Annotated in this window: 22 protein-coding genes; 15 read left to right on the forward strand and 7 right to left on the reverse strand. The window is 73.7% G+C overall.

Features of this window, described 5'->3' with window-relative positions:
• Window positions 1-85 precede the first annotated feature (85 nt).
• From uraD to AB0B66_RS18450, 13 genes are all read left to right on the forward strand, one after another.
• Window positions 86-583 carry a 2-oxo-4-hydroxy-4-carboxy-5-ureidoimidazoline decarboxylase gene (gene uraD / locus AB0B66_RS18390; protein WP_360530660.1) on the forward strand — a complete coding sequence of 166 codons (498 nt, stop codon included), beginning with the start codon at window positions 86-88 and terminating at the stop codon, window positions 581-583.
• 85 nt (window positions 584-668) lie between these two features.
• A complete protein-coding gene (gene uraH, locus AB0B66_RS18395) occupies window positions 669-995 on the forward strand; it encodes a hydroxyisourate hydrolase (RefSeq protein ID WP_360530663.1) in 327 nt (108 codons plus the stop codon).
• Entirely contained in the window at window positions 995-1,861 is an 867-nt protein-coding gene (gene pucL / locus AB0B66_RS18400; RefSeq protein WP_360530666.1) for a factor-independent urate hydroxylase, read from the forward strand. The genes uraH and pucL overlap by 1 nt, the downstream gene beginning before the upstream one ends.
• Window positions 1,861-2,712: an FAD binding domain-containing protein gene (locus tag AB0B66_RS18405; protein WP_360530669.1), complete on the forward strand. Its 852-nt coding sequence runs from the start codon at window positions 1,861-1,863 to the stop codon at window positions 2,710-2,712. The genes pucL and AB0B66_RS18405 overlap by 1 nt, the downstream gene beginning before the upstream one ends.
• Entirely contained in the window at window positions 2,703-3,173 is a 471-nt protein-coding gene (locus AB0B66_RS18410) for a (2Fe-2S)-binding protein (RefSeq protein ID WP_360530672.1), read from the forward strand. The genes AB0B66_RS18405 and AB0B66_RS18410 overlap by 10 nt, the downstream gene beginning before the upstream one ends.
• Window positions 3,170-4,522, forward strand: coding sequence for an 8-oxoguanine deaminase (locus AB0B66_RS18415; protein WP_360530675.1), 1,353 nt, complete (start codon window positions 3,170-3,172; stop codon window positions 4,520-4,522). Before AB0B66_RS18410 ends, AB0B66_RS18415 begins: the two co-directional genes overlap by 4 nt.
• Window positions 4,519-6,888: a xanthine dehydrogenase subunit D gene (pucD, locus tag AB0B66_RS18420; RefSeq protein ID WP_360530679.1), complete on the forward strand. Its 2,370-nt coding sequence runs from the start codon at window positions 4,519-4,521 to the stop codon at window positions 6,886-6,888. Before AB0B66_RS18415 ends, pucD begins: the two co-directional genes overlap by 4 nt.
• Complete coding sequence (gene aceB, locus AB0B66_RS18425) at window positions 6,889-8,406, forward strand: malate synthase A (protein ID WP_360530682.1); 1,518 nt, start codon at window positions 6,889-6,891, stop codon at window positions 8,404-8,406.
• Window positions 8,406-9,629, forward strand: coding sequence for a hypothetical protein (locus AB0B66_RS18430; RefSeq protein ID WP_360530685.1), 1,224 nt, complete (start codon window positions 8,406-8,408; stop codon window positions 9,627-9,629). Before aceB ends, AB0B66_RS18430 begins: the two co-directional genes overlap by 1 nt.
• The gene (gene allB, locus AB0B66_RS18435; RefSeq protein ID WP_360530688.1) at window positions 9,626-10,927 is read left to right on the forward strand and encodes an allantoinase AllB; all 1,302 of its coding nucleotides are present in this window, start codon (window positions 9,626-9,628) and stop codon (window positions 10,925-10,927) included. The genes AB0B66_RS18430 and allB overlap by 4 nt, the downstream gene beginning before the upstream one ends.
• Window positions 10,928-10,985: 58 nt before the next feature.
• Window positions 10,986-11,972: an allantoicase gene (gene alc, locus AB0B66_RS18440; protein ID WP_360530691.1), complete on the forward strand. Its 987-nt coding sequence runs from the start codon at window positions 10,986-10,988 to the stop codon at window positions 11,970-11,972.
• 3 nt (window positions 11,973-11,975) lie between these two features.
• Window positions 11,976-12,527 carry an NTP transferase domain-containing protein gene (locus tag AB0B66_RS18445; RefSeq protein WP_360530694.1) on the forward strand — a complete coding sequence of 184 codons (552 nt, stop codon included), beginning with the start codon at window positions 11,976-11,978 and terminating at the stop codon, window positions 12,525-12,527.
• Window positions 12,520-13,656 carry an XdhC/CoxI family protein gene (locus AB0B66_RS18450; protein WP_360530697.1) on the forward strand — a complete coding sequence of 379 codons (1,137 nt, stop codon included), beginning with the start codon at window positions 12,520-12,522 and terminating at the stop codon, window positions 13,654-13,656. The genes AB0B66_RS18445 and AB0B66_RS18450 overlap by 8 nt, the downstream gene beginning before the upstream one ends.
• A gap of 70 nt (window positions 13,657-13,726) precedes the next feature.
• On the opposite strand, the gene AB0B66_RS18455 is transcribed toward AB0B66_RS18450, so the two are convergent.
• Together AB0B66_RS18455 and AB0B66_RS18460 are read right to left on the reverse strand one after the other, a co-directional pair.
• Window positions 13,727-14,812 carry a histone-like nucleoid-structuring protein Lsr2 gene (locus AB0B66_RS18455; RefSeq protein WP_360530700.1) on the reverse strand — a complete coding sequence of 362 codons (1,086 nt, stop codon included), beginning with the start codon at window positions 14,810-14,812 and terminating at the stop codon, window positions 13,727-13,729.
• A 9-nt stretch (window positions 14,813-14,821) separates the two neighbouring features.
• On the reverse strand, window positions 14,822-17,980 hold the full coding sequence (locus AB0B66_RS18460; protein WP_360530703.1) for a DEAD/DEAH box helicase: 3,159 nt from the start codon (window positions 17,978-17,980) through the stop codon (window positions 14,822-14,824).
• 127 nt (window positions 17,981-18,107) lie between these two features.
• Between AB0B66_RS18460 and AB0B66_RS18465 the strand changes: the two genes are divergently transcribed.
• Window positions 18,108-18,413, forward strand: a complete 306-nt coding sequence (locus tag AB0B66_RS18465) for a GNAT family N-acetyltransferase (protein WP_360530706.1) — start codon at window positions 18,108-18,110, stop codon at window positions 18,411-18,413.
• A 27-nt stretch (window positions 18,414-18,440) separates the two neighbouring features.
• On the opposite strand, the gene AB0B66_RS18470 is transcribed toward AB0B66_RS18465, so the two are convergent.
• On the reverse strand, window positions 18,441-19,241 hold the full coding sequence (locus tag AB0B66_RS18470) for an SCO1664 family protein (RefSeq protein ID WP_360530837.1): 801 nt from the start codon (window positions 19,239-19,241) through the stop codon (window positions 18,441-18,443).
• Between the two features lie 116 nt (window positions 19,242-19,357).
• On the reverse strand, window positions 19,358-19,945 hold the full coding sequence (locus tag AB0B66_RS18475; RefSeq protein WP_360530709.1) for a DUF3090 family protein: 588 nt from the start codon (window positions 19,943-19,945) through the stop codon (window positions 19,358-19,360).
• 88 nt (window positions 19,946-20,033) lie between these two features.
• Here AB0B66_RS18475 and mshC point away from each other — a divergent pair, with 88 nt between their 5' ends.
• On the forward strand, window positions 20,034-21,275 hold the full coding sequence (gene mshC, locus AB0B66_RS18480; protein ID WP_360530712.1) for a cysteine--1-D-myo-inosityl 2-amino-2-deoxy-alpha-D-glucopyranoside ligase: 1,242 nt from the start codon (window positions 20,034-20,036) through the stop codon (window positions 21,273-21,275).
• 180 nt (window positions 21,276-21,455) lie between these two features.
• Here mshC and AB0B66_RS18485 read toward each other — a convergent pair whose 3' ends face one another.
• The 3 genes from AB0B66_RS18485 to AB0B66_RS18495 form a co-directional block, all read right to left on the reverse strand.
• On the reverse strand, window positions 21,456-21,824 hold the full coding sequence (locus AB0B66_RS18485) for a hypothetical protein (protein WP_360530715.1): 369 nt from the start codon (window positions 21,822-21,824) through the stop codon (window positions 21,456-21,458).
• 69 nt (window positions 21,825-21,893) lie between these two features.
• Window positions 21,894-22,715, reverse strand: a complete 822-nt coding sequence (locus tag AB0B66_RS18490) for a GntR family transcriptional regulator (protein WP_360530718.1) — start codon at window positions 22,713-22,715, stop codon at window positions 21,894-21,896.
• Window positions 22,716-22,911: 196 nt separating this feature from the next.
• Window positions 22,912-23,778 (reverse strand): PAC2 family protein, encoded by an 867-nt coding sequence (locus AB0B66_RS18495; RefSeq protein ID WP_203693395.1) that lies wholly within the window; start codon window positions 23,776-23,778, stop codon window positions 22,912-22,914.
• Window positions 23,779-23,830: the final 52 nt, after the last annotated feature.

A 23,830-nucleotide genomic window follows, 5' to 3' on the forward strand; every position in this document is an offset into this window, starting at 1 on the left:
CCTCCAAAGAGCCTAGCCAGGCTTTGTTGCAGTTTCGGTCCTTCTCACCCTTCAGCGCCAGAGGGCGGGGCAGTTGACTCATTCCATGTCGCCGGCCGAGTTCAACGCTCTGCCCGCCCCCGACGCCGAACGCGAGCTGCTGACCTGCAACGCGTCGAGCGCATGGGCGCGGGCGGTGGCGGCCGGGCGGCCGTACGCGGGCCTGCGCGAGCTGCGCGAGGTCGCCGCCGGGGCGGTCGCCGCGCTCACCTGGCCGGACGTGCGGCAGGCCCTCGACGCCCACCCGCGCATCGGTGAGCGGGCCGCGGGCGAGGGCCGCGAGGCGGCGTGGTCGCGGCGCGAGCAGTCGGGCGCCGCGTCCGCCGACGAGCGGACGGCGGCGGCGCTGGTCGAGGCCAATCGGGCGTACGAGGACCGCTTCGGCCACGTGTTCCTCATCTTCGCGAGCGGCAAGACGGCCGAGCAGATGCTCGCGGCGGCCCGGCAGCGGCTGGCCAACGACGAGTCCGCCGAGCGCGACGTGGTACGCCGGGAGCTGACGGCGATCACCTTGCTGCGCCTCGATCGGTTGTTCGGGACATGAGCGAGCGCAGCGAGCGAATCATGCGCCTCCAGTCATGCCGCCGACGAGCGAAGCGAGGCGAAGGCATGAGGGAGTGGAGTGCCGGATGACCCTGTCGACCCATGTGCTGGACACCTGTCGGGGGGAGCCCGCGGCGGACGTGCAGGTCACGCTGCAGCGAATGGGGCAGTACGGCTGGGTCGTCGTGGCGACCGGGATCACGAACGCCGACGGGCGGCTCGCCGACTGGGTGCCCGCCGAGCAGTGGCTGGTGGGGCGCTACGGGCTGCGCTTCGACGTCGCGGCGTACCAGGGGCTCGGCAGTTTCTTCCCCGAGGTGACGGTCGTCTTCGACGTCACCGACACCACCCGCCACCTGCACGTGCCGCTGCTGCTCAGCAAGTTCGGCTACACCACCTACCGGGGGTCCTGATGACGATCCACCTCGGACCCAACCGGTACGGCAAGGCCGAGTGCCGCCTGGTCACCGTGGTCCGTGACGGCGAGCGGCACGAGCTGACCGACCTGAACGTCAGCACCCGGCTCGCGGGCCGCCTCGACGCGACGCATCTGACCGGCGACAACGCCGACGTGCTGCCCACCGACACGCAGAAGAACACGGTGTACGCGTTCGCCCGCGACGGCTTCGCGAGCATCGAGGAGTTCGGGCTGCGGCTGGCCCGCCACTTCGTCGCGACCCAGGACGCGATCGAGCGGGCCCAGGTGCACATCGAGTCGTACGGCTGGCGGCGGCTCGGCGGCCACTCGTTCGCCCGCGCCGGGGACGAGGTGCGCACGGCGACGCTGACCGCGACCGCGGAGCGGGCCTGGGCCGTCGGCGGGCTGCACGGGCTGACGCTGCTGAACACGACCGGCTCGCAGTTCAAGGGCTTCCCCCGGGACCGGTACACGACGCTGCCCGAGGCCGACGACCGCATCCTGGCCACGGCCGTGGACGCCCGCTGGCGGTTCGCCACGCTCGACGTGGACTGGAACGCGGCCTTCGCGGCGGTCCGCGACGGCCTGGTCGGCGCGTTCACCGACACCTACAGCCGCTCGTTGCAGCAGACCCTGTACGCGATGGGGGAGCGGGTGCTGAACACGGTGCCCGAGGTCGCCGAGGTGCGGCTGGTGCTGCCGAACCGGCACCACTTCCTGGTCGACCTGTCGCCGTTCGGGCTGGACAACCCCGACGCGGTGTACTTCGCGGCCGACCGGCCGTACGGCCTGATCGAGGGCTCGGTGCGGCGTGACGGTGCTGCCGAGCCGGGGCTAGCGTGGGACCTGGGAGCAGCCTGATGGACTTCATGACCCCGTTGACCTGGGCCGATGCCCTGGCGATCAGGGCGGAGCGGCCGGACGCGGTGCCGATCGCCGGGGGCACCGACGTGATGGTGGAGATGAACTTCCACCGGCGGCGGCCCGGTGTGCTGCTCGACCTGACCCGCATCGGCGATCTGACGACCTGGGCGATGGATGGCGAGCTGCTGCGGATCGGCGCGGGTGTCTCGTACACCCGCCTCATCGAGGAGCTGGGCGACCGGCTGCCGGGGCTGGCGATGGCCGCGCGCACGGTCGGCTCGCCGCAGATCCGCAACCGGGGCACCCTCGGCGGCAACCTGGGCTCGGCCTCGCCCGCCGGCGACGGCCACCCGCCGCTGCTCGCGGCCGGTGCGCAGGTCGAGCTGGCCTCGGTGCGCGGCACCCGGCTGGTGCCGATCGACGAGTTCTTCACCGGCCCCAAACGCAGCGTGCTCGCCCCGGACGAGCTGATCGCCGCGGTGTGGGTGCGGCCCGCCGACGGCCCGGAGCAGTTCTCGAAGATCGGCACCCGCAACGCGATGGTGATCGCGGTCAGCTCGTTCTCGCTGGCCCTGCACCCGGGCCGCCGCGCGGTCGGCACCGGCATCGGTTCGGCCGCGCCCACCCCGCGCCGGGCGGCCGAGGCGGAGCTGTTCGCCGCCGGGCAGCTGCCCTGGGACACCCTCGCCGCGCTGGAACCCGGCGTGGCGCGGCGTTTCGGCGAGCTGGTCGCCGCGGCCGCATCGCCGATCGACGACGTGCGCGGCACCGCCGCGTACCGCCGCCACGCGCTGGCCGTCCTGGCCCAGCGCACCCTGACCTGGGCCTGGAGGGACCTATGCGGGTGACCTGCACGGTCAACGGCACGACCCGGACCGCCGACGACGTCTGGGAGGGCGAGAGCCTGCTCTACGTGCTGCGTGAGCGGCTCGGCCTGCCCGGCAGCAAGAACGCCTGCGAGCAGGGCGAGTGCGGCTCGTGCACGGTGTACCTGGACGGGACCGCGGTCTGCGCCTGCCTGGTCGCCGCGGGCCAGGCCGCCGGGCGCGAGGTGCGCACCGTGGAAGGGCTGGCCCCCGAGGGCGAGCTGGACCCGGTGCAGCGGGCGTTCCTGCGGGCGGGGGCCGTGCAGTGCGGCTTCTGCACCCCGGGGCTGATCGTCTCGGTGCACGACCTGCTGGCCCGCGTCCCGCACCCGAGCGACCCCGAGATCCGCGAGGCGCTGGCCGGAAACCTGTGCCGGTGCACCGGCTACGAGAAGATCATGGACGCGGTACGCCTGGCCGCGGGTTCGGCGGGCGAGCGATGAGGACCGTCGTCAGCGGCTGTGCGATCGCGACCGTCGACGCGGCGGGCGCGGAGTACCTGCGCGGACACCTGGTCATCGACGGCGACCGGATCACCGAGGTCGGTGCGGGCGACTACGACGGCCCCGCCGACCAGGTCATCGACGGCCGGGGCTGCCTGGCCACGCCCGGCCTGGTCAACACGCACCACCACCTCTACCAGTGGGCCACCCGAGGGCTCGCCCAGCAGAGCAACCTGTTCGACTGGCTCGTCGAGCTGTACCCGGTGTGGGCCGGGCTCGACGACGAACTCGTGTACGTCACCACGACCGCGGGCCTGAGCGCGCTGGCGCTGTCGGGGTGCACCACCGCCGCCGACCACCACTACGTGTTCCCGCGCGGCTCCGGTGACCTGATCGGGACGCAGGTCGAGGCGGCGGCGTCGGTCGGCGTGCGGCTGCACGCCTGCCGCGGCTCGATGGACCTCGGCGTCTCGCAGGGCGGGCTGCCGCCGGACCACATCGTCGAGTCCACGGACGCGGCCCTGGCCGCGACCGCCGCCGCGATCGAGCAGCACCACGACCCGTCCCCGTCGGCGATGGTGCGTGTCGCCGTCGCGCCCTGCTCACCGTTCTCGGTCACCTCCGACCTGATGCGCGAGGGCGCGTCGCTGGCCCGCGCGCACGGCGTGCGGTTGCACACGCACCTGGCCGAGACGGTCGAGGAGGACGCCTTCTGCCGTGACCGCTTCGGCTGCACTCCCGTCGAGTACGCGGAGAAGCTCGGCTGGCTCGGCGACGACGTGTGGCTGGCGCACGGGGTGCACCTCGACGACGCCGCGGTGGCCCGGCTCGGCGCGACCGGCACCGGGGTGGCGCACTGCCCCAGCTCCAACGCCCGCCTCGGCGCGGGCATCGCCCGGGTGCGCGACCTGCTCGACGTCGGCGCTCCGGTCGGCCTGGGCGTCGACGGCGCGGCCTCGCAGGAGGCCGGTGAACTGGGCCCCGAGCTGCGCCAGGCGATGCTGGCAGCACGCCTTCGCGGCGGCCCGGCCGCACTGACCGCCCGCGAGGCGCTGGCCCTGGCCACCACCGGCGGGGCCCGGTGCCTGGGCCGCGACGGCGAGCTGGGCACCCTGGAGCCCGGCAAGCTCGCCGACGTCGCCCTGTGGCGTATCGACGACCTCGGCCACGCCGGGATCGAGGACCCGGTCGCCGCCCTCGTCTTCGGCCCGCCCGCCCGTATCGAGGCCCTGCTCGTCGGCGGCAACCCGGTCGTGCGCCACGGCCGCCTCGTCCACCCCGACGAGGACTCCCTGGCCCGCGACCTCACCCGCGTCAGCCGCACCCTCCTGCGAAAGGCCGGCCGATGACCACGACGGTGCATGCGGGGTTGGCGGCGACGGTGACCGGTGGGGTGGGGGCTTCGCCGTCGCGGCCGGACGGGCGGCTGAAGGTGACGGGGGAGTTCGCGTTCTCGTCCGACCTGTGGGCCGACGACATGCTGTGGGGCGCGACGCTGCGCAGCCCGCATCCCCGGGCGCGGATCACGGGGTTGGACCTCGCTCCGGCGCTTCGCATTCCCGGGGTGTACGCGGTGCTCACGCATGAGGACGTGCCCGGCCGGCGGCTGTACGGGCTGGAGCACGTCGACCAGCCGGTGCTGGCCGCCGACGAGATCCGTTACCAGGGCGAGCCGATCGTCGTCGTGGCCGCCGACCACCCGGAGACCGCCCGGCGCGCCGTCCAGGCGATCGGGATCACCTACGAGGTCCTCGACCCGGTCACCGACCCCGAGGCGGCGCTCGACGACGCCCGCGCGCCCCGGGTGCACGCCGACCGGCCGAACCTGCTGCGCCACGTGCCGATCCGGCGCGGCGACCCGCACGCGACCGCCGCGGTCGTGGTGACCGGGGAGTACGAGGTCGGCATGCAGGACCAGGCGTTCCTCGGCCCCGAGTCGGGGCTGGCCGTGCCCGCCGAGGACGGCGGCGTCGACCTGTACATCGCCACCCAGTGGCTGCACGTCGACCAGCAGCAGGTGGCCGCGTGCCTGGGCCTGCCCGCCGACAAGGTCCGGCTCACCCTGGCCGGGGTCGGCGGCGCGTTCGGTGCGCGCGAGGACCTGTCCATGCAGGTGCACGCCTGCCTGCTGGCCCTGCACACGGGCCGCCCGGTCAAGATGGTGTACGGCCGGGAGGAGTCCTTCTTCGGCCACGTGCACCGGCACCCGGCCCGGCTGCGCTACGAGCACGGCGCGGACGAGCACGGCCGCCTCGTCTACGTGAAGGCCCGCATCCTGCTCGACGGCGGCGCGTACGCGTCCAGCTCCGGCGCGGTCGTGGCGAACGCGGCGACGCTGGGCATCGGCCCGTACGACGTGCCGAACGTCGTCATGGACGCCTACGGGCTCTACACCAACAACCCGCCCTGCGGGGCGATGCGCGGCTTCGGCGCGGTCCAGGCGTGCTTCGCGTACGAGTCCCAGATGGACAAGCTCGCGGAAGCGCTCGGCCTGGACCCGGTCGAGGTCCGGGTCCGCAACGCCCTGCACACCGGCGACCGCATGCCCACCGGCCAGGTCGTCGAGGGCCCCGCCCCGGTCGCCGAGCTGCTCCGCCTGGTCCAGGCCAAGCCACCGGCCGGGCAGGCCGACTTCCCGCCCGGCGGCACCGCCAACACCACCCGCGGCGAGGGCGTGGTCCGCGGCGTCGGCTACGGCATCGGCATCAAGAACGTCTGCTTCTCCGAAGGCTTCGACGACTACGCCACGGCCCGCGTCCGCCTCGAACTGATCGCCGGCCGCCCCGCCGTCCTCGTGCACACCGCCGCCGCCGAGGTCGGCCAGGGCCTGGTCACCGTCCAGGCCCAGATCGTCCGCACCGAACTCGGCGTCGACCAGGTCACCATCGCCCCCGCCGACACCGCCGTCGGCAGCGCCGGCTCCTCCTCGGCCTCCCGCCAGACCTACATGACCGGCGGCGCCGTCCGCGCCGCCTGCCAGGCCATCCGCGCTCACCTACTGTCCCGTCTGGAAGGAAGGGCACCTTCACATCGCCCTACGTATAGGAAGGGCACCTTGCCATCGCCGGAGGCGGCGGGAGCTGCGGTGACGGGAAGCGGCGCGGCGGGCGCGACCGCCCAGGACGGCCTCCGGCTGGCCGACGGCCGGGTCGTCGACGAGGACGGCACGGTCGTCGCGGACGTCGCCGAGCTGCTCGCCGAGGGGGCGATCGAGGAGACCGTGCAGTGGCGGCACCGGCCGACGTATCCGCTCGACCCGCAGACCGGGCAGGGCGACGCGCACGTGCAGTACGCCTTCGCCGCGCACCGGGCCACCGTCGACGTCGACACCGAGCTGGGCCTGGTCAAAGTCGTCGAGATCGTCACCGCGCAGGACGTCGGCAAGGCCGTCAACCCGGCCGCCGTCACCGGCCAGATCCAGGGCGGCACGGCACAGGGACTCGGCCTGGCGCTGATGGAGGAGATTCAAGTCGTCGACGGGAAGGTGCGTAATCCGTCCTTCACCGACTATCTGCTCCCTACGATCATGGACATGCCGCCGATGACAGTGGACGTGCTCGAACTGGCCGACCCGCACTCGCCCTACGGGTTGCGCGGCGTCGGCGAGCCGCCGACGATCTCCTCCACACCGGCCGTCGTCGCGGCGATCCGGGCGGCCACCGGGGCCGCGCTGACCCGGGTGCCGGTCCGGCCCGAACACATCGTGGGGGTATGAGTGACCGAGATCCTGACGCCCGAGGCGGTCGCGTTCGTCACCGAGCTGCAGCGCCGCTTCCGTCCCCGGCGCGACGAGCTGCTCGCGGCGCGCCGGGCCCGGCAGGCCGAGATCGACCGCACCGGCACGCTGGACTTCCTGCCGGAGACGGCGCACATCCGCGAGCACGAGTGGACCGTCGCACCGGCCCCGGCCGACCTGGTCGACCGCCGGGTCGAGATCACCGGCCCGACCGACCGCAAGATGACCATCAACGCGCTGAACTCGGGCGCGAAGGTGTGGCTGGCCGACCTGGAGGACGCCAACACCCCGCACTGGGCCAACGTCATCGGCGGCCAGCGCAGCCTCTACGAGGCGGTACGCCGCACCATCAGCCTCCAGCAGGGCGACAAGCTGTACGCGCTGCACCCCGGCCCGCTGCCGACGATCGTGGTCCGCCCCCGCGGCTGGCACCTCGACGAGCGCCACTTCGAGGTCGACGGGGAGCCCGGCGTCGCCGCGCTGGTCGACTTCGGGCTGCACTTCTTCCACAACGCGGCCGAACTGCTGGCCCGCGGCAGCGGCCCGTACTTCTACCTGCCCAAGATGGAGAGCCACCGCGAAGCGCGGCTGTGGCAGGACGTGTTCACGGCCGCGCAGGAGCTGCTGGGCATCCCGTACGGCAGCGTCCGGGCCACCGTGCTCATCGAGACGATCACGGCGGCGTTCGAGATGGACGAGATCCTCTACGAGTTGCGCGACCACGCCAGCGGCCTGAACGCGGGACGCTGGGACTACCTGTTCAGCCTGATCAAGAAGTTCCGCGCGTTCCCGGCGTACACGCTGCCCGACCGGGCACAGGTGACGATGGCCGCGCCGTTCCTGCGGGCGTACGCGCAGCTGCTGGTCAAGACGTGTCACCGCCGCGGCGCGTACGCGATGGGGGGCATGGCGGCGTTCATCCCGAACCGGCGCGACCCGGGCGTCACCGCGACGGCGCTGGCCAAGGTGCGCGAGGACAAGCAGCGCGAGGCCGCCGACGGCTTCGACGGCTCCTGGGTGGCGCACCCCGACCTGGTGCCGGTCTGCCTGGAGGTGTTCGCCCACGCGCTGGACGGCGCCCCGAACCAGCTCACCCGGCAGCGCCCGGACGTGCGGGTCACCGCCCACGACCTGCTGGACGTGCGCACCACGCCCGGTGAGATCACGCTGGCGGGCGTACGCGCCAACATCGACGTCGGGATCCGCTACATCCGGTCGTGGCTGGACGGCAACGGCGCGGCCGCGATCAACAACCTGATGGAGGACGCCGCCACCGCCGAGATCTCCCGCTCGCAACTGTGGCAGTGGATGCACAACGGCGCGGACCTCGCCGACGGCACCCGCATCACGCGTGACCTGCTGGAACAGCTGATCCAGGCGGAGATGGACACGCTCGGGGCCGACTACGCGCCCGCCCGCAAGATCTTCGAGCAGGTCGCGCTGTCCGACGACTTCACCGAGTTCCTGACCCTGCCGGCCGGGGAGCTGATCGACTGATGCAGCCCGCCGGACCGGGAGAGATCGCCGGCGTGCCGCGTGACGCGGTCGTCCAGGTGCCCGAACGGGAGCTGGACCGCAGGCTGGCCGCGACCGACGGCCAACTGCGCGACCGGCGGCCGGACGAGCCGTCCGACCGCCAGCCGCTGCACACCGTGTACGTGCCCGCCGACCGGGTGCGCACCGGCCTCGCTCAGCGCTGGGGCGAGCAGGCCCTGGCCGCGCTGTCCGAGCACGGGCTGCCCTACCCGGAGCAGCTGCACGAGCGGATCGGGCGCAAGCTGTCCACCGAGCCGATCGAGGACCTGCGGGTGGACTTCGAGGACGGCTACGGCCGCCGCGAGGACCCCACCGAGGACGCGCACGCCCGCAGCGTCGCGGCGTTCCTGGCAGCGCGCCCGGCCCCGTTCACCGGCGTACGGATCAAGAGCCTGGAGCCCGACACCCGGCCCCGGGCGCTGCGCACGCTGGAACGGCTGCTCGACGCGCTCGGCGCGATTCCGCCGAACTTCGTGATCACGCTGCCGAAGGTCAGTTCGGTGGACCAGGTCGAGGCCCTGGTGTGGCTGTGCCGCCACCTCGAACCGGCCGCCGGTCAACTGCGCTTCGAGCTGCAGGTGGAGATGCCGCAGGCGATCCTGGGCCCGGACGGGACCTGCCCGCTGCCCGCGATGATCCACGCGTCGCAGGGGCGCTGCGTGGGCCTGCACTACGGCACGTACGACTACTCGGCGGCGCTCGGCATCGCGGCGGCGTACCAGTCGCTGGAGCATCCCGCCGCCGACCACGCCAAGCAGGTGATGCAGGTCGCGGCGGCGGGCACCGGGGTACGCGTGGTCGACGGCTCGACGAACGTGCTGCCGGTGGGCGACACCGCGGCCGTGCGCGCCGCCTGGGCACTGCACCTGCGGCTGGTCCGCCGCGGCCTGGAACGCGGCTTCTACCAGGGCTGGGACCTGCATCCGGCGCAGCTGCCGACGCGCTACGCGGCCGCGTACACCTTCTTCCGGGAGGGCGCGCCCGCGGCCGCGACCCGGCTGCGGGCCTGGCTCGACGGCCGCGACAGCGCCGCGCAGCGCGACAGCGGTGCCCGCGGCACCGGCTACCTGGACGAACCCGCGACCGCGCGGGCCCTGTCCGGCTTCCTGCGACGCGCCGCGGCGTGTGGCGCGCTGGATGTCGGCGAATTCGGTGTCGATCGATCTATGCTGGAAGCCTTGTGAACTACGATCTCATTCTGCGCTCGCACCGCACGCTCACCCCGGACGGGGAGCGGCCCGCCGACGTCGGCATCCGTGACGGAGTCATCGCGGCGGTCGCCGGTTTCCAGGCGCTGTCCGGCGACGACGTCATCGACCTGGGGGAGTGTGCGCTGCTGCCCGGCCTGGTCGACACGCACGTGCACGTCAACGAGCCGGGGCGCACCCAGTGGGAGGGCTTCGACAGCGCCACCCGGGCCGCCGCCGCGGGCGGTGTCACCACCATCGTCGACATGCCGCTGAACTCGGTCCCGCCCACGGTCGACGTGCAGGCGCTGCACGTCAAACGGGCCGCCGCGGTCGAGCAGTGCTTCGTGGACGTCGGCTTCTGGGGCGGCGCGGTGCCCGGCAACGCCGAGCAGCTGCCCGCACTGCACAGCCAGGGCGTGTTCGGGTTCAAGGCGTTCCTCATCGACTCGGGGGTGCCCGAGTTCCCGCCGCTGGACCCGGCCGGGCTGGAGGAGGCGCTCGGCGCGGTCGACGCGCTGTTCGTGCTGCACGCCGAGGACCCGTCGCTGGTGACCGAGGCGCACGGCGAGCACTTCGCCGACTTCGTCGCGTCCCGCCCGCCGCGGGCCGAGCGCCGGGCGGTGGCCGCCGCGATCGAGGCGGCCCGGCGTACCGGCGCGCGGGTGCACATCCTGCACCTGGCCGCCGCCGACGCGCTGCCGCTGATCGCCGCGGCCCGCCGCGAGGGCGTCCGGGTCACCGCCGAGACCTGCCCGCACTACCTCACCCTCGACGCGTCCCAGGTGCCCGACGGCGCGACGCAGTACAAGTGCTGCCCGCCGATCCGCGACAAGTCGCATCAGGACGCGCTGTGGCAGGCGCTGGCCGACGGCGTGATCGACTGCGTGGTGTCCGACCACTCGCCGTGCCCGCCCGAACTGAAGGCCGGCGACTTCGGCACGGCCTGGGGCGGCATCGCGTCGGTGCAGCTCGGGCTGCCGCTGATCTGGACCGCCGCCGCCAAGCGCGGGCACAGCCTCGCCGACGTGGTGCGCTGGATGGCCGGCAACACCGCCGACCTGGTCGACCTGCCCCGCAAGGGCCGCATCGCCGAGGGCGCCGACGCCGACCTGGTCGCCTTCGACCCCGACGCCGAGTTCACCGTCGACGCGACCCGGCTGCTGCACCGGCACCACGTCTCGCCGTACGACGGTATGCCGCTGCGCGGCGTCGTCCGCGACACCTGGCTGCGCGGCCGCCTCGCCGGCGTCGAGCCGATCGGCCGCCTGCTGCGCCCCGGAGGCGGGGCATGAGCGAGCGAATCAGCGTGCACGGCACCCATGCGCGCGACGAGCGCGGCGAGGAGCGGGCATGAGCTTCGAGGAGCTGCTCGATCTCGCTTCGCGGGCCGTCGGCGGCAGCGTCGTCGCCGCCAACGACGAGTTCTTCGCCGAGCGGGACAACCTGGTCAACCCGTGGGCGCCGACCTTCACCCCGCGCACCTTCGGCGCGAAGGGCCAGGTGTACGACGGCTGGGAGACCCGCCGCCGCCGCGAGCCCGGCCACGACCACGCCGTGGTCCGGCTCGGCGCGCCCGGCCACGTGCACGGCGTCGTCGTCGACACCGCGTTCTTCACCGGCAACTACCCGCCCGAGGCGACCGTCGAGGGCTGCCGGGTCACCGGCTACCCCTCGCCCGCCGAACTGGCCGACGCGGACTGGTTCCCGCTGGTCGAGCGCTCGCCGCTGCACGGCGACACCCGCAACCGCTTCCCGGTCGACGCCCGGCGGCTGGTCACCCACGTCCGGTTGACCATCCACCCCGACGGCGGCGTGGCCCGGCTGCGGGTGCACGGCGAGCCCGCCCCCGACCCGCGCCTGCTGCCCGACACCGTCGACCTGGCCGCAGCCGAGCTGGGCGGCCGCGTCGTCGACTGCAGCGACCGCTTCTACGGCTCGCCCGGCAACCTGCTGCTGCCCGGCCTGGCGGCCGTCATGGGCGACGGCTGGGAGACCCGGCGGCGGCGCGACGGCGGCAACGACTGGGTCGAGGTGCGGCTGGCCGCGCCCGGCGTGCTCCAGCTGGCCGAGCTGGACACCTCGCACTTCAAGGGCAACGCCCCCGGCTGGGCGGCGCTGACCGGCGGCGGCGGCGAACCGCTGCTGCCGCGTACCCGCCTGCAGCCCGACACCCGGCACCGGTTCCGGCTCACCCACGACTGGCCGGTCCACGGGGTACGCCTGGACATCTACCCCGACGGCGGTTTGGCCCGGCTGCGCCTGTACGGCAGCCTGACGGACTCCGCCCGGGACACGCTCGCCGCACCGTGGACGGATCAGGAGGCTGGGGGAGGCTGAGTCATGACGATCGGGGGTTTGCTGCTCGCGGCGGGGGCCGGGCGGCGGTACGGGATGCCCAAGGCGCTGGCCGTGGTGCCGGGCGACGGGGAGTTGATGGTGCGACACGCGCTGCGGACGCTGCGCGACGGTGACTGCGATCCGATCGTGGTGGTGCTCGGGGCGGGAGCCGGACGCGCCCCGGCGCTGCCCGGCGCGCACGTGGTGATCAACAAGGAGTGGCGGACCGGCATGGGCTCGTCCCTGCGGGCCGGGTTGGCGGCGCTGCCGCCGCAGGTGGACGCTGTAGTGGTGCTGCTGGTGGACACACCGGGGATCACCGCCGAGGCGGTGCGCCGGGTCGGGGCGGGCGCGGGCCCGGCCACGCTGCGCGTCGCCACGTACGGCGGGGACGGCGGGCATCCGGTGCTGCTGGGCCGCGACCACTGGGCCGGGGCGGCGGCGCTCGCCGTGGGCGACGTCGGGGCCCGGCCCTACCTGGCCAAGCACGACGTCGAGACGGTGCCCTGCGACGACGTCTCCGACGGTGCGGACCTGGACGTCCCCCATGCGTGACGTGCTCGACGACCTGCTGCGGGCCTGGGACGCAGGCGGCGTCTCCGGCGTGGCGACCGTGGTGCGCACCTGGCAGTCCGCGCCGCGGCGGCCCGGCGCGTCGATGCTCGTCGCGCCCGGTGGGGAAGCCGTCGGCAGCGTATCCGGCGGGTGCGTGGAAGGGGCCGTGTACGAGCTGGCCACCGAGGTCGCCGCCGACCCCCGGGCGCGGCCGCTGCTGCAGCGCTACGGCGTCAGCGACGACGACGCGTACGCCATCGGGCTGACCTGCGGCGGCATCATCGAGGTGTTCGTCGAGCAGGTGTCGCGCGAGACGTTCCCGCAGCTCGGGGAGGTCGTGTCGGCGGTCCGGGCGGGCCGCCCGGTGGCCGTGGCGACGTGCGTCGCACCAGCCGACTCGCCGCGCTTCGGGCGGCGGCTGATCGTCGAGGAGCACGGGACCGCGGGCACCTTCGGCTCCGCGCGCCTGGACGCCGCGGTCGCCGACGACGCCCGCGGGCTGCTGGCCGCCGGGCGCACCGGGATGCTGCACTACGGCCCCGACGGCGAACGCCGCGGCGACGAGCTGGCCGTGTTCGTCAACGCGTACGCCCCGCCCGCCCGCATGATCGTGTTCGGGGCGATCGACTTCGCCGCCGCCGTGGCCCGCATCGGCTCGTTCCTGGGCTACCACGTCACGGTCTGCGACGCCCGCGCCGTGTTCGCCACCCCGAAGCGCTTTCCGTCCGCCGACGAGGTCGTCGTCGAGTGGCCGCACCGCTACCTGGACGGCGAGGTCGCCGCCGGGCGGGTCGACGGGCGCACGGTGCTGTGCGTGCTCACCCACGACCCGAAGTTCGACGTGCCGCTGCTGGAACTGGCGTTGCGGTTGCCCGTGGCGTACGTCGGCGCGATGGGCTCCCGCCGCACTCACTCCGACCGGCTGGCCCGGCTGCGCGAGGACGGCCTGACCGACGCCGAACTCGGCCGCCTGCGCTCGCCCATCGGCCTGGACCTGGGGGCGCGCACCCCGGAGGAGACCGCGGTCAGCATCGCCGCCGAGATCGTGGCCCTGCGCTGGGGCGGCACCGGCGCGATCCTGTCCGACGCGGCCGGCCCGATCCACCGCGCGAGCCCGCTGGGCCACTGACCTCACAGCGCCGCACCCGTTGCCGCGCGGGAGCGCGTTGAGCCTGCCGGCGCAGATGCCCCGAGCCCGGTCAGGCGTGCCGGTTCGCGTCGAGGTAGGCCTGCACCACCTCGGCGCGAATGCGTCCGCGCTCGTTGACCGCGATGCCGTTGCCGCGCGCCCAGGCCCGTACCTCGGCCTGGCTGGGCTGAGCCGGGCGCTCCCTGACCGCGACGGGAGGCGTCGCCGGTCGCTCGGGAACGGCGGGCGGGGCGAGTCCCTCCGGCGGCGCGGCGGTCGGCAGTGCGACCGGCGGGACCGTGTCGGGGAGGTCGCCGGTCAGCAGCGGGGACGACCATCGGTGCCGCACCATCGCCTCGTACGCGGGCAGCAGGGCCTGCGCGAAGTCCACGCCGGCCCCGATGGTGACCCCGACCGGGCCGAGGCGCTGCAGCAACCGGGTCATCGCGGTCGGGTCGGCCGGCGGCGGCTCGGGCAGCGGCCCGGCGGTCCAGAACCCGCGCAGCTCGTCGGCTTCGCCGCCGTCGTCGCCCATGCCGCCCGCCTGCCCGGCGCGGTGCGCTCGCAGCGCGTCGAGCAGCTCGGCGCGGGGCATGCCGCGCCAGTGCAGGATGACGAACGGGTCCTCGTCGAACAGCTCGGCCAGCAGGTAGCACACCGCCGCCGCGTGCTTGCACGGGTTGCCCCAGTCCGGGCACGAGCACTCCAGGTCGAGCTGCCGCATGGCCGGGAACAGCGCCAGGCCCAGCGGCTCCAGCACCTGCTCGACGTCCTCCGGCATCCGCCCGTCCAGCAGCTCGGCGGTGTACCCGGCCCGCTCGGCCAGCGCGCCGACGGCCCGCCGCCAGTCGGCCGGGGTGAACGGCGCCGTGGCCACGGTGACCGTGTACGGCTCCCGCCGCGAGCCCTGCACCTGCGCCGCCACCTCGCCAGGCGCGATGGTCATCGCGAGCACCTGGCCGGAACGCGCGTACGACTTGCCGCGGCTGAGCCGGCTCGCGGTCTCCGGCGACTCGATGGCCTTCAGGAAGCGCCGCGACCACCAGGTCGTGGCGATGTCGCCGCGCCGGCTGCGCGCCCGGATGCCGTCTGCGGGCAGCCGGGGCTGCGCGGTGGGGAAGCCCCGCCCCCAGGTGTCCTCGTCGTGACGTGCCATGCCTCGCCCCTACTCGACGACCGCGTCGCGGTTCAGCGAGACGAGGTCGCGCAGCGCGTCGGTGGACAGCTCGGTCAGCCACGCCTCGCCGCTGCCGACGGTCGCCTCGGCGAGGGCCTTCTTCTGCTCCAGCACCGCGTCGATGCGCTCCTCCAGGGTCCCGGCGCACATCAGCTTGCGCACCTGCACGTTGCGCCGCTGCCCGATGCGGAACGCCCGGTCGGTGGCCTGGTTCTCCACGGCGGGGTTCCACCAGCGGTCGACGTGGATGACGTGGTTGGCCGCGGTCAGGTTCAGCCCGACCCCGCCGGCCTTGAGCGACAGCACGAACAGCCCCGGCCCGCCCTCGCCCTGGAACGCGGCGACCATGCCGTCGCGGGTCTTCCGGTCCACGCCGCCGTGCAGGAACGGCACCGGCTGCCCGAAGACGGCCGACAGGTGCTCGGACAGCATCCCGCCGAACTCGGCGAACTGCGTGAACAGCAGCGCCTTCTCGCCCGCGGCGAGCACCTCCTCGCAGATCTCCTCGACCCGCGCCACCTTGCCCGACCGCCCGGCGATCCGGGAGCCGTCCTTCAGCAGCTGGGCGGGGTGGTTGCAGACCTGCTTCAGCTTCGTCAGGGTGGCCAGGATCAGCCCCCGGCGGTCGATGCCGTCGGCCTGCTCGACCTGGATCATCATGTCGTCGAGCACCGCCTGGTAGAGCGAGGCCTGCTCGCGGGTCAGGTTGCAGGCCACCGTCATCTCGATCTTGTCGGGCAGGTCGGAGATGATGCTCGGGTCGGTCTTGACCCGGCGCAGCATGAACGCCCCGGTCACCTTGCGCAGCCGCGCGGCCGCCTGCTCGTCGCCGTCGCGTTCGATCGGCACCGCGAAGCGCCGTTTGAACGACTCCGCGCTGCCCAGCAGCCCGGGGCTGGCGAACTCCATGATCGAGTGCAGATCGGCGAGCCGGTTCTCGACCGGGGTGCCGGTCAGTGCGATCCGCCGCGGGGCGGGCAGCGCCCGGATCGCCCGCGACTGCTTGGCCGCCGCGTTCTTGATCGCCTGCGCCTCGTCCACCACGATGCGCCGCCACCCGACCTCGGCCAGCTCCTGCTGGTCCCGCAGCGCCAGGCTGTACGTGGTCAGCACCAGGTCCACGCCCGCGACCGCCTCCCGGAACTGCTCGCCGGTCAGCCGCTCCGCGCCGTGGTGCACGTGCACGGCCAGCTTCGGCGCGAACTTCGCCGCCTCCCGCTGCCAGTTCGCGACCAGCGACATCGGGCAGACCAGCAGCGTCGGGCCCAGCCCCGCAGCCTGCCGGCGTTCGTTCTCCAGCAGCGCCAGGACCTGGATGGTCTTGCCCAGGCCCATGTCGTCGGCCAGCACCGCGCCCGAGCCGAGCGCGTCCATGAACGACAGCCAGCCCAGCCCGCGCTCCTGGTAGGGGCGTAACCGCGCGCCGAACCCCTCCGGCGTCGGCAGCGCCTGGAAGCTCCCGGCCGGGCCGCCGGCCAGCAGCTCGCCGAGCCAGCCCGTGGCGGCCACGCCGACCATCGGCAGCCCGGTGTCGGCGCCCTCGCCGAGCAGGCCCGCACGCAGCACCTCACGAGCGGTCATCTGGCGCCGCCCTGACCTGCCGAGCTGCTTGAGCCCGGCGGCCAGCCGCGCCTGGTCCACCTCGACCCACTGGCCCCGGATCCGGACCAGCGGCGACTTCGCCTCGGCGAGCGCCGCCAGCTCCTGCTCGGTGAGCACCTCGTCGCCGAGGGCCACCTGCCAGGCGTACTCGACCAGCTGGCCCATGCCGAGCTGGGACTCCTTGGCGACGATGCCGGGCTGTGGCGGCGTCTGCGCGCTCAGGCGCAGCCCGAGCCGTGGCCGTGGGCCGCTCCACCAGGCGGGCAGCAGCACGCCGACGCCGGCGGCGGTCAGCGCGGCGGCGTGCCGGCGCAGGAAGATCAGCGCGTCCTCGCCGTCCAGCGCCATGCCGACCGGCGCGGCCTGCCGCAGCACCCGCGCCAGCGGCGGGTAGTGCTGCGCGGCCCGGCCGAGCCCGGCCAGCAGCGCGGCCTGGGGGTCGACCCCGGCCTCGGCGAACAGCAACGCGTTGCCGTCCAGCCGCCACACCTCGTCCGCCCCGGCGACCAGCGACGGGTCCTCGTGCGACTGCAGCAGCAGCTCCAGCCGCCAGATGCCGCCCTCGTCGGCCTGCTCAGCCGCGACGCCCGGCCGGATCGCGGGCCTCGGCTCGGCGGTCGGGTCAGCCTGCTCTGCCAGGTCGTCGGGCTCGGCGGTGTCGCCAGGGGCGACCAGGCGCAGGCAGGTGCGCACCAGCCCGCCGGTCCGGGCCCGGCCACCGGCCCGCCACGCGTCCAGGGCCTCCGACAGTCGGTTGGCCTCGTACGGGTTGAGCTGCTCGGGGTCGATCACGTTCACGGTGGAGGTGAGCGCCCTGAGCACCTGCTCGGCGGCCAGCGTCTGGCGGGTGACCCGGCCCCGGCGCTCGCCGAGCAGGGTCGGGCCCTGCCCCGCCACCACCTCGTTGGCCAGCGCGTCCACCATCGAGTCGAGCGCCGCGTCGAACACCGCGTCAGCGGGCGCGAGGGCGACCTCGTCGTCGTACAGCCAGCACCGGAACGCGGGCGGCATCGCCGCCAGCAGCGGGATGCGTACGGCCGCGACCTGCAGCGACGACGCCGCCCGCCAGTCGGCGAACCAGTACTCGTCCTCTTCCTCCCAGCTCAGTGCCGGCGTGACCAGCCCGCTGCCGACCAGGTGAGCGGCGGTGCGGGCCAGCGCGGTCGCGAAGCGCACGGTCGCCCCGCCGACCGGGGCGAGGCCGGGCAGCAGCCGTAGCGCCGCCGCTGCGTCCACCCGCAGCGTGGGCACGAGGAACGGAGCCAGCCGGTCGGGTTCCGCGCCCGTGCCGAGCTCCGCGGACGGCGTCGGCCGGTTGTGCTGTGCGGGCAGGGCGAGCACCGACCAGCCGGTGTACTCGGCGACGTCGCCTGCCGCGCCCAGCGCCTTGCCCAGGTCCTCGGAGGCCACCGCGAACGGATGCAACCCCGGCCCGCGGGTCCGGCGACGCCCCCGCTGCGTGGGAAGGGTGGCTTGCAGGTTCGCGTCCTCGGCCCAGAACTCCCAGCTGCCGTCACCGCTGTACACGCAGTGCGCGACCAACACGTGTGCCTCCGGGTTCGGGAACGGGCAGACCGCCGCCGATCCTCTCACGTCCGCGGCCGCCACCTGCCACACCACCGCTACCAGCCGCAACCTCGGTCGGGATCCCGACCGGGGCTACGATGACCGGATGTCGATCGACGTGGCGGACGCGCCGGAGCGCGAACGGTTCGAGGCCCGTGACAGCGCGGAGCAGACGGTGGCCGGGTTCATGACGTACCAGCTCACCGGCAAGGTCATCGTGTTCACCCACACCGAGGTGTCCCCGGCGTACGAGGGCCAGGGGGTGGGCAGCAAGCTGGCCCGCACCGTGATGGACGACTCCCGGGCCAAGGGCCGCACCGTGGTGCCGATCTGCCCGTTCCTGGCCGGCTGGCTGGAAAAGCACCCCGAATACGCCGACATCACCGCCCACGGCACCAAGCGCGTCAAATGAGTCGGCCCGGTCGGCGGCGGTCGGTGGTCAGATCGGGGGCCACGGGATGGCGTGGCGGTCCTCGGGGGGCTGGGGGAGGCGGCCGTCGGCGACGAGCTGCTTGATGCGGGTGCCGACGGCATCGACCTCCGCCGTGGTCAGCAGGTCGTCGAGCACACCCGGGTCGAACGCGCGCAGCGCCGCGGCGACCTCCGGCGGCACCGCCCGTCCCGCGAACCCCCACAGCACCGTGCGCAGCTTGTCCTCGGTGTGGAAGCAGATGCCGTGGTCGACGCCGTACAGCCGCTGATCCGGGGTGGCCAGCACGTGGCCGCCCTTGCGGTCCGCGTTGTTGATCACCGCGTCGAAGGCGGCCAGCCGGGCCAGCCGCGGGTCGTCGGCGTGTGCCAGCAGGTACGGCCGCCCGTCCTCGTCCTGCGCGGCCGCGATGGGCAGCCAGCCCTGCGGCAGCTCGTCGGCGGGCACGAAGTCCACCGGCGGCTCGACCGTCTCGTCCAGCCACAGCTGGCACGAGCCCGGCCCGAGCGGCCCGTCCCGCATGACCGTGGGCGGCACCAGGTCCCACCCCAGCGACTCGCTCACCGTGTACGCGGCGACCTCGCGGGCGGCCAGCGTGCCGTGTGGGAAGTCCCACAGCGGGCGCTCGCCGCGCACCGGCTTGTACACCGCCCGCACCGACCGCCCGCCGCCGGACAGGATCACCCGCAGCGTCGTGTTGGAGGCCTCGACCAGCCGGCCCTCGATCTCCATCTCGGCGTCACGGAGCAGCGTGCCGAGCTCGGTCCGGCCGTCGCCGGAGCGGGCCTGCCGGCCGGGGCCCCGGGACAGGTCTTGATCACCGGCGCTGCCGGTGTGCGTCTGGTCGCCGGTGGGAGGGATGGCTGACCTCACCTTCGGATGGGACTGCGTGCCATCCGGTGACGCTACTCCGCCACCGGACGTTCTCACCTGCGGTGATAGCCGTTGTGACGGGGGCACAGGTGCCCGGCCGGGTCCAGCGGCTGCCCGCACAGCGGGCACGGGGGCCGGCCCGCGGCCACCACCCGCTTGGCGCGGTCGATGAACTGCCGCACCTCCGCCGGGGTCAGCCGCACCCGCAGCCGGTCGAGATCGTCGGAGATCTCCGGCGTCGCGTCCTCGTCTTCGTCCTCGTCGTCGGCCGTCTCGGTCTCGGCGTCGAACTCGGCCTCCTCGGCCGCGATCGCCTCGATGATGACCGTGCTGGTCTCGACGTCGAAGGCCAGCCCCAGCGTGCCGACGCGGAACTCCTCGTCGACGGGGGTGTCCAGCGGCTCGTTGTCGGCAGGCCCCTCGGCTGAGGCGGGCAGTTCCGCCCCGAACCGCTGATGCGCCTCGGCGAGCAGCTCTTCGAGCTTCTCCGCCAGCAGCGCGACCTGCATCTTCTCCAGCGCCACACTGACCAGGCGGCCGCCGCCGCGAGCCTGCAGATAGAACGTGCGCTCGCCCGGCGGACCCACCGTACCGGCGACGAACCGCTCGGGCGGTTCGAATGCGTACACCTGATGGGTCATACCTGCGACCCTAGCGTCACGTCCGCGCCAGCGGGTAACCGCGCAAGGGGAGATCCGCTCTCGGCATAAAGCTGGTTAGGCTGGCGCCATGGAAACGTGGTCCGGTCTTGACATCCCGCGCCTGCCCGGCGCCGGACAGCCGCTGGCGCTGTTCGACTCCGCTCGCCAGGGCGCCTTCCCGAGCCGCCCGGTGGGCGGTCACGCGACGATGTACGTCTGCGGCATCACGCCGTACGACGCGACCCATCTGGGCCACGCGGCGACCATGATCACATTTGACCTGGTGAACCGGATGTGGCGTGACGCCGGGCACGACGTCGTCTACGTCCAGAACGTCACCGACATCGACGATCCGCTGCTGGAGCGGGCCGCCCGCGACGGGGAGGACTGGAAGGTCCTCGCCATGCGCGAGACGGCCCTGTTCCGCGAGGACATGGAGGCCCTGCGGATCATCCCGCCGAGCCACTACGTCGGCGCGGTCGAGTCGATCCCCGTCATCGCCGAGCGGGTCGTCGACCTGCTCGACCGGGGTGCGGCGTACCGGCTGGAGGACGGCACCGGCGACGTCTACTTCGACATCAGCGCCGCGCCCCGGTTCGGGTACGAGTCGAACCTGTCCCGCGAGCAGATGCTGGCCTTCTTCGCCGAGCGCGGCGGCGACCCGGAGCGTGCCGGCAAGCGCGACGCCCTCGACCCGCTGCTGTGGCGCGGCCGCCGCGACGGCGAGCCGTCCTGGCCCGGCGGTGTGCTCGGGGCGGGCCGCCCCGGCTGGCACATCGAGTGCGCCGTGATCGCCCTGGAGCTGCTCGGCGAGACCATCGACGTGCAGGGCGGCGGCAACGACCTGCTGTTCCCGCACCACGAGTGCAGCGCCGCGCACGCCGAGGTGCTCACCGGCAAGGCCCCGTTCGCGGCGCACTACGTGCACGCGGGCATGATCGGCCTGGACGGCGAGAAGATGAGCAAGTCGCGCGGCAACCTGGTCTTCGTGTCCCGCCTGCGCTCGGACAAGGTCGACCCGATGGCGGTCCGCCTGGCCCTGCTCGGCGACCACTACCGCGCCGACCGCCAGTGGACCGACGAGGTCTTCGCGACCGCCGCACACCGTCTGCGCCGCTGGCGCCAGGCCGCCAAGTCCGCCACGGCCCCCTCGGGAGCCGACCTCCTCGCCGGCGTACGCGCCAAACTCGCCGAGGACCTGGACACCCCCGGCGCCCTGGCCCTCATCGACGCCTGGGCCGACGACACCCTCGCCGGCGTGGGCACCGACCGCCAAGCACCCGCCCTCATGACCGAAACCCTCGACGCCCTCCTCGGCATCAAGCTCTGACCTCCACCCGCCGCCCACCCGCGCGTGCATCATGATCGTTCGACTTGCCTGGCACCTGTGCGTATCTTGAGGCCGGATGCGCACAGGTGCCAGGCAAGTCGGAGGACCTTGGTGCGGATCGCGCCCCGGCTCGGCCGCTCCGGACGGCGGTCAGCGGGGCAGGTGAGCGTCGGGCGCAGGTCAGGCGCGAGGGCGGGGCTGGGGGCGCGGGCGTACGGCGGCGCGGGACGGGCGCTGCGGCGGGGCCTGGCGCGGCCGGGCGGGGCGGGCCGACTGCCCGGCCTGCCGCCGCAACGTCAGCGCGACGTGGCCCAACCGCGCGGCCAGGGCGAACACGCCCAGGGTCAGCGCGCCGAGCAGCAGCACACCCGTGCTGGGCACGCCGTCGGCGATGCCGACCACCAGCACGCCGAGCAGGGCGAGTCCGATCACGAGCACGACCAGGGCGCCGAGCAGAGCCACGAACGCCTGCGGAGAGCGGGCCGCCGCGCCGTCCGGCCGGTTCCCGGCACCCCGCTGTGCTCCGTCGGAGGATCGGCGAAGGGTCATACAACCATCCTTGCGGCGAACGCGCGGGTGCGCAGGCGAAAAGGTGTCGGGCACCCGACAACCCGCAGATTAGCCCAGGACAAGCCCAGGATCGCTATCTCCGTCCAGGTCGGCGTCCGGGCGTGGCGTGGGCACCCGGTATTCCTCCGTCAGTGTCGTCATCGGCCCCGGCCACGTCGCCTGCGCCACCTCGATCACCTTGTGCTCGCCGTCGTAGGCGACGTGCAGCAGGTGCAGCACCGGCGTGTCCGGCCGGATCTGCAGCGTCTCGGCCTCCTCACGGGTGGGCAGCCGGGCGGTGATGGTGTCGGTCGCGGTGACGTAGCGGCGGCCGGTGACCTCCTCGACCTCCTGGTAGAGCGGGCGGCCGAAGGACTCCAGGCGCTCCAGCGAGGTGCCCGCGGCGTCCTGCGGCCGCAGCCAGGCCGCGCCGACCTCGACCACGGCGTCCTGCGTACGCACCAGGTGCCGGCGCACCACCAGCAGGGTCGAGTCCGGCACGCCGTACGCGTCGGCGACCTCCGCCGGCGGGACCGACCGGGTCACCTCGGTGAGCTGCTGGCGGTACCGGGCCGCCAGGTCGGCGTGGTAGCCGCGGTGCGCGCCGTAGCGGCCCCGCGACAGCCGGTTGAGCCGCCGCCGGGTGCCTCGCACGTACGTCCCGGAGCCCGGCTTGGTGATCAGCAACCCCTCGACGCGCAGCTGATCGATGGTGCGCTGCACGGTCTGCTTCGCCACGCCGAACATCTGCGCCAGCGCCGGAATCGACGGCAGCTGCTCCCCGGCGGCCCAGTCGCCTCGTCTGATCTTCGCGCGCAGCTGGGCGGCGATCTGCCGGTGCGGATGTTCCGCCGCGCCCGGATTGATCCCGCCGAAGCCCGTCTCGGTCATGAGGCGATCATGCCGCACAAATGTCCGAATACCTAGCGCCCTAGGAAGCCCCAACGCGGCGTGTCACCCGCCACACCGCCCCCTCCAAGCCGCAACTCTTAAAAAGTCGCGGCTTCAGAGCACGCCGAAAGGCGCAACTTTTTAAGAGTTGCGCCTGGTGGTGGGGCGGGGTGGGGCAGGTGGGTGGGTGGGTGGGTTACCAGGTGCCGTGGGTGGGGCCGGGGGAGCCGCCGCGGCGGCGGAGGTACTTCTCGAACTCGACGGCGATCTCGTCGCCGGACAGCGGCTTGGCCACGTCGCCGGCCCGCTCCTCCAGGTCGCGGAGGTACTCGGCCAGTTCGGCGTCCTGGGCGGCCGCGGCGCGGACCCGGTCCTCCCACTCGGCGGACTCCTCGGCCAGGTCCAGCATCGGCACCGGCAGGTCGAGGACCTCCTCGATGCGGTGCAGCAGGGCGAGCGTGGCCTTCGGGCACGGCGGGTTGTTCGCGTAGTGCGGCACGTGCACCCAGAACGACATCGCGTCGAGCTCGGCGCGCGACGCGCTGTCCTGCAGCACCCCGACGATGCCGGTCGGTCCCTCGTACCGCGTGGGGGTGAGCTGGATCTTCTCCTCGCCGGCGTGCTTGCCGGTCACCGTGCCGCTGATCGGCAGCGGCCGGCTGTAGGGCACATCGGCCAACAGGGCGCCCAGCAGCACGATCTTCTCGATGGCGAGGCTGTGGCAGATCTCCAGGATCTCGTTGCAGAACGTACGCCAGCGCAGGCTCGGCTCGATGCCGCGGATCAGGACCACGTCGTGCTGCGCCCCGGGCGGCGAGGCGACCATGAACTTGGTGCTCGGCCACTCGATGCGCCGCGTGTCGTCGACCAGGGTGATCAGCGGCCGGTTCACCTGGAAGTCGTAGAACTCCTCCGGGTCCACGGATGCCACCTCGCGCGCGTCCCATACCTGCTCGAGGTGCTCGACCACGGCAGTGGACGCGTCAGCGGCGTCGTTCCACCCCTCGAAGGCGGCGATGGCGACGGGGGAACGCAGGACAGGAAGGCCGTCGAACTCGGTCACGCCTGTCAGCCTACGGCGCTGCGCCGGATCGTCCAGGCGGGTCGGGTCCGCA

This window comes from Catellatospora sp. NPDC049111 (genome assembly GCF_040648615.1).
Taxonomy (GTDB): Bacteria; Actinomycetota; Actinomycetes; order Mycobacteriales; family Micromonosporaceae; genus Catellatospora; species Catellatospora aurea.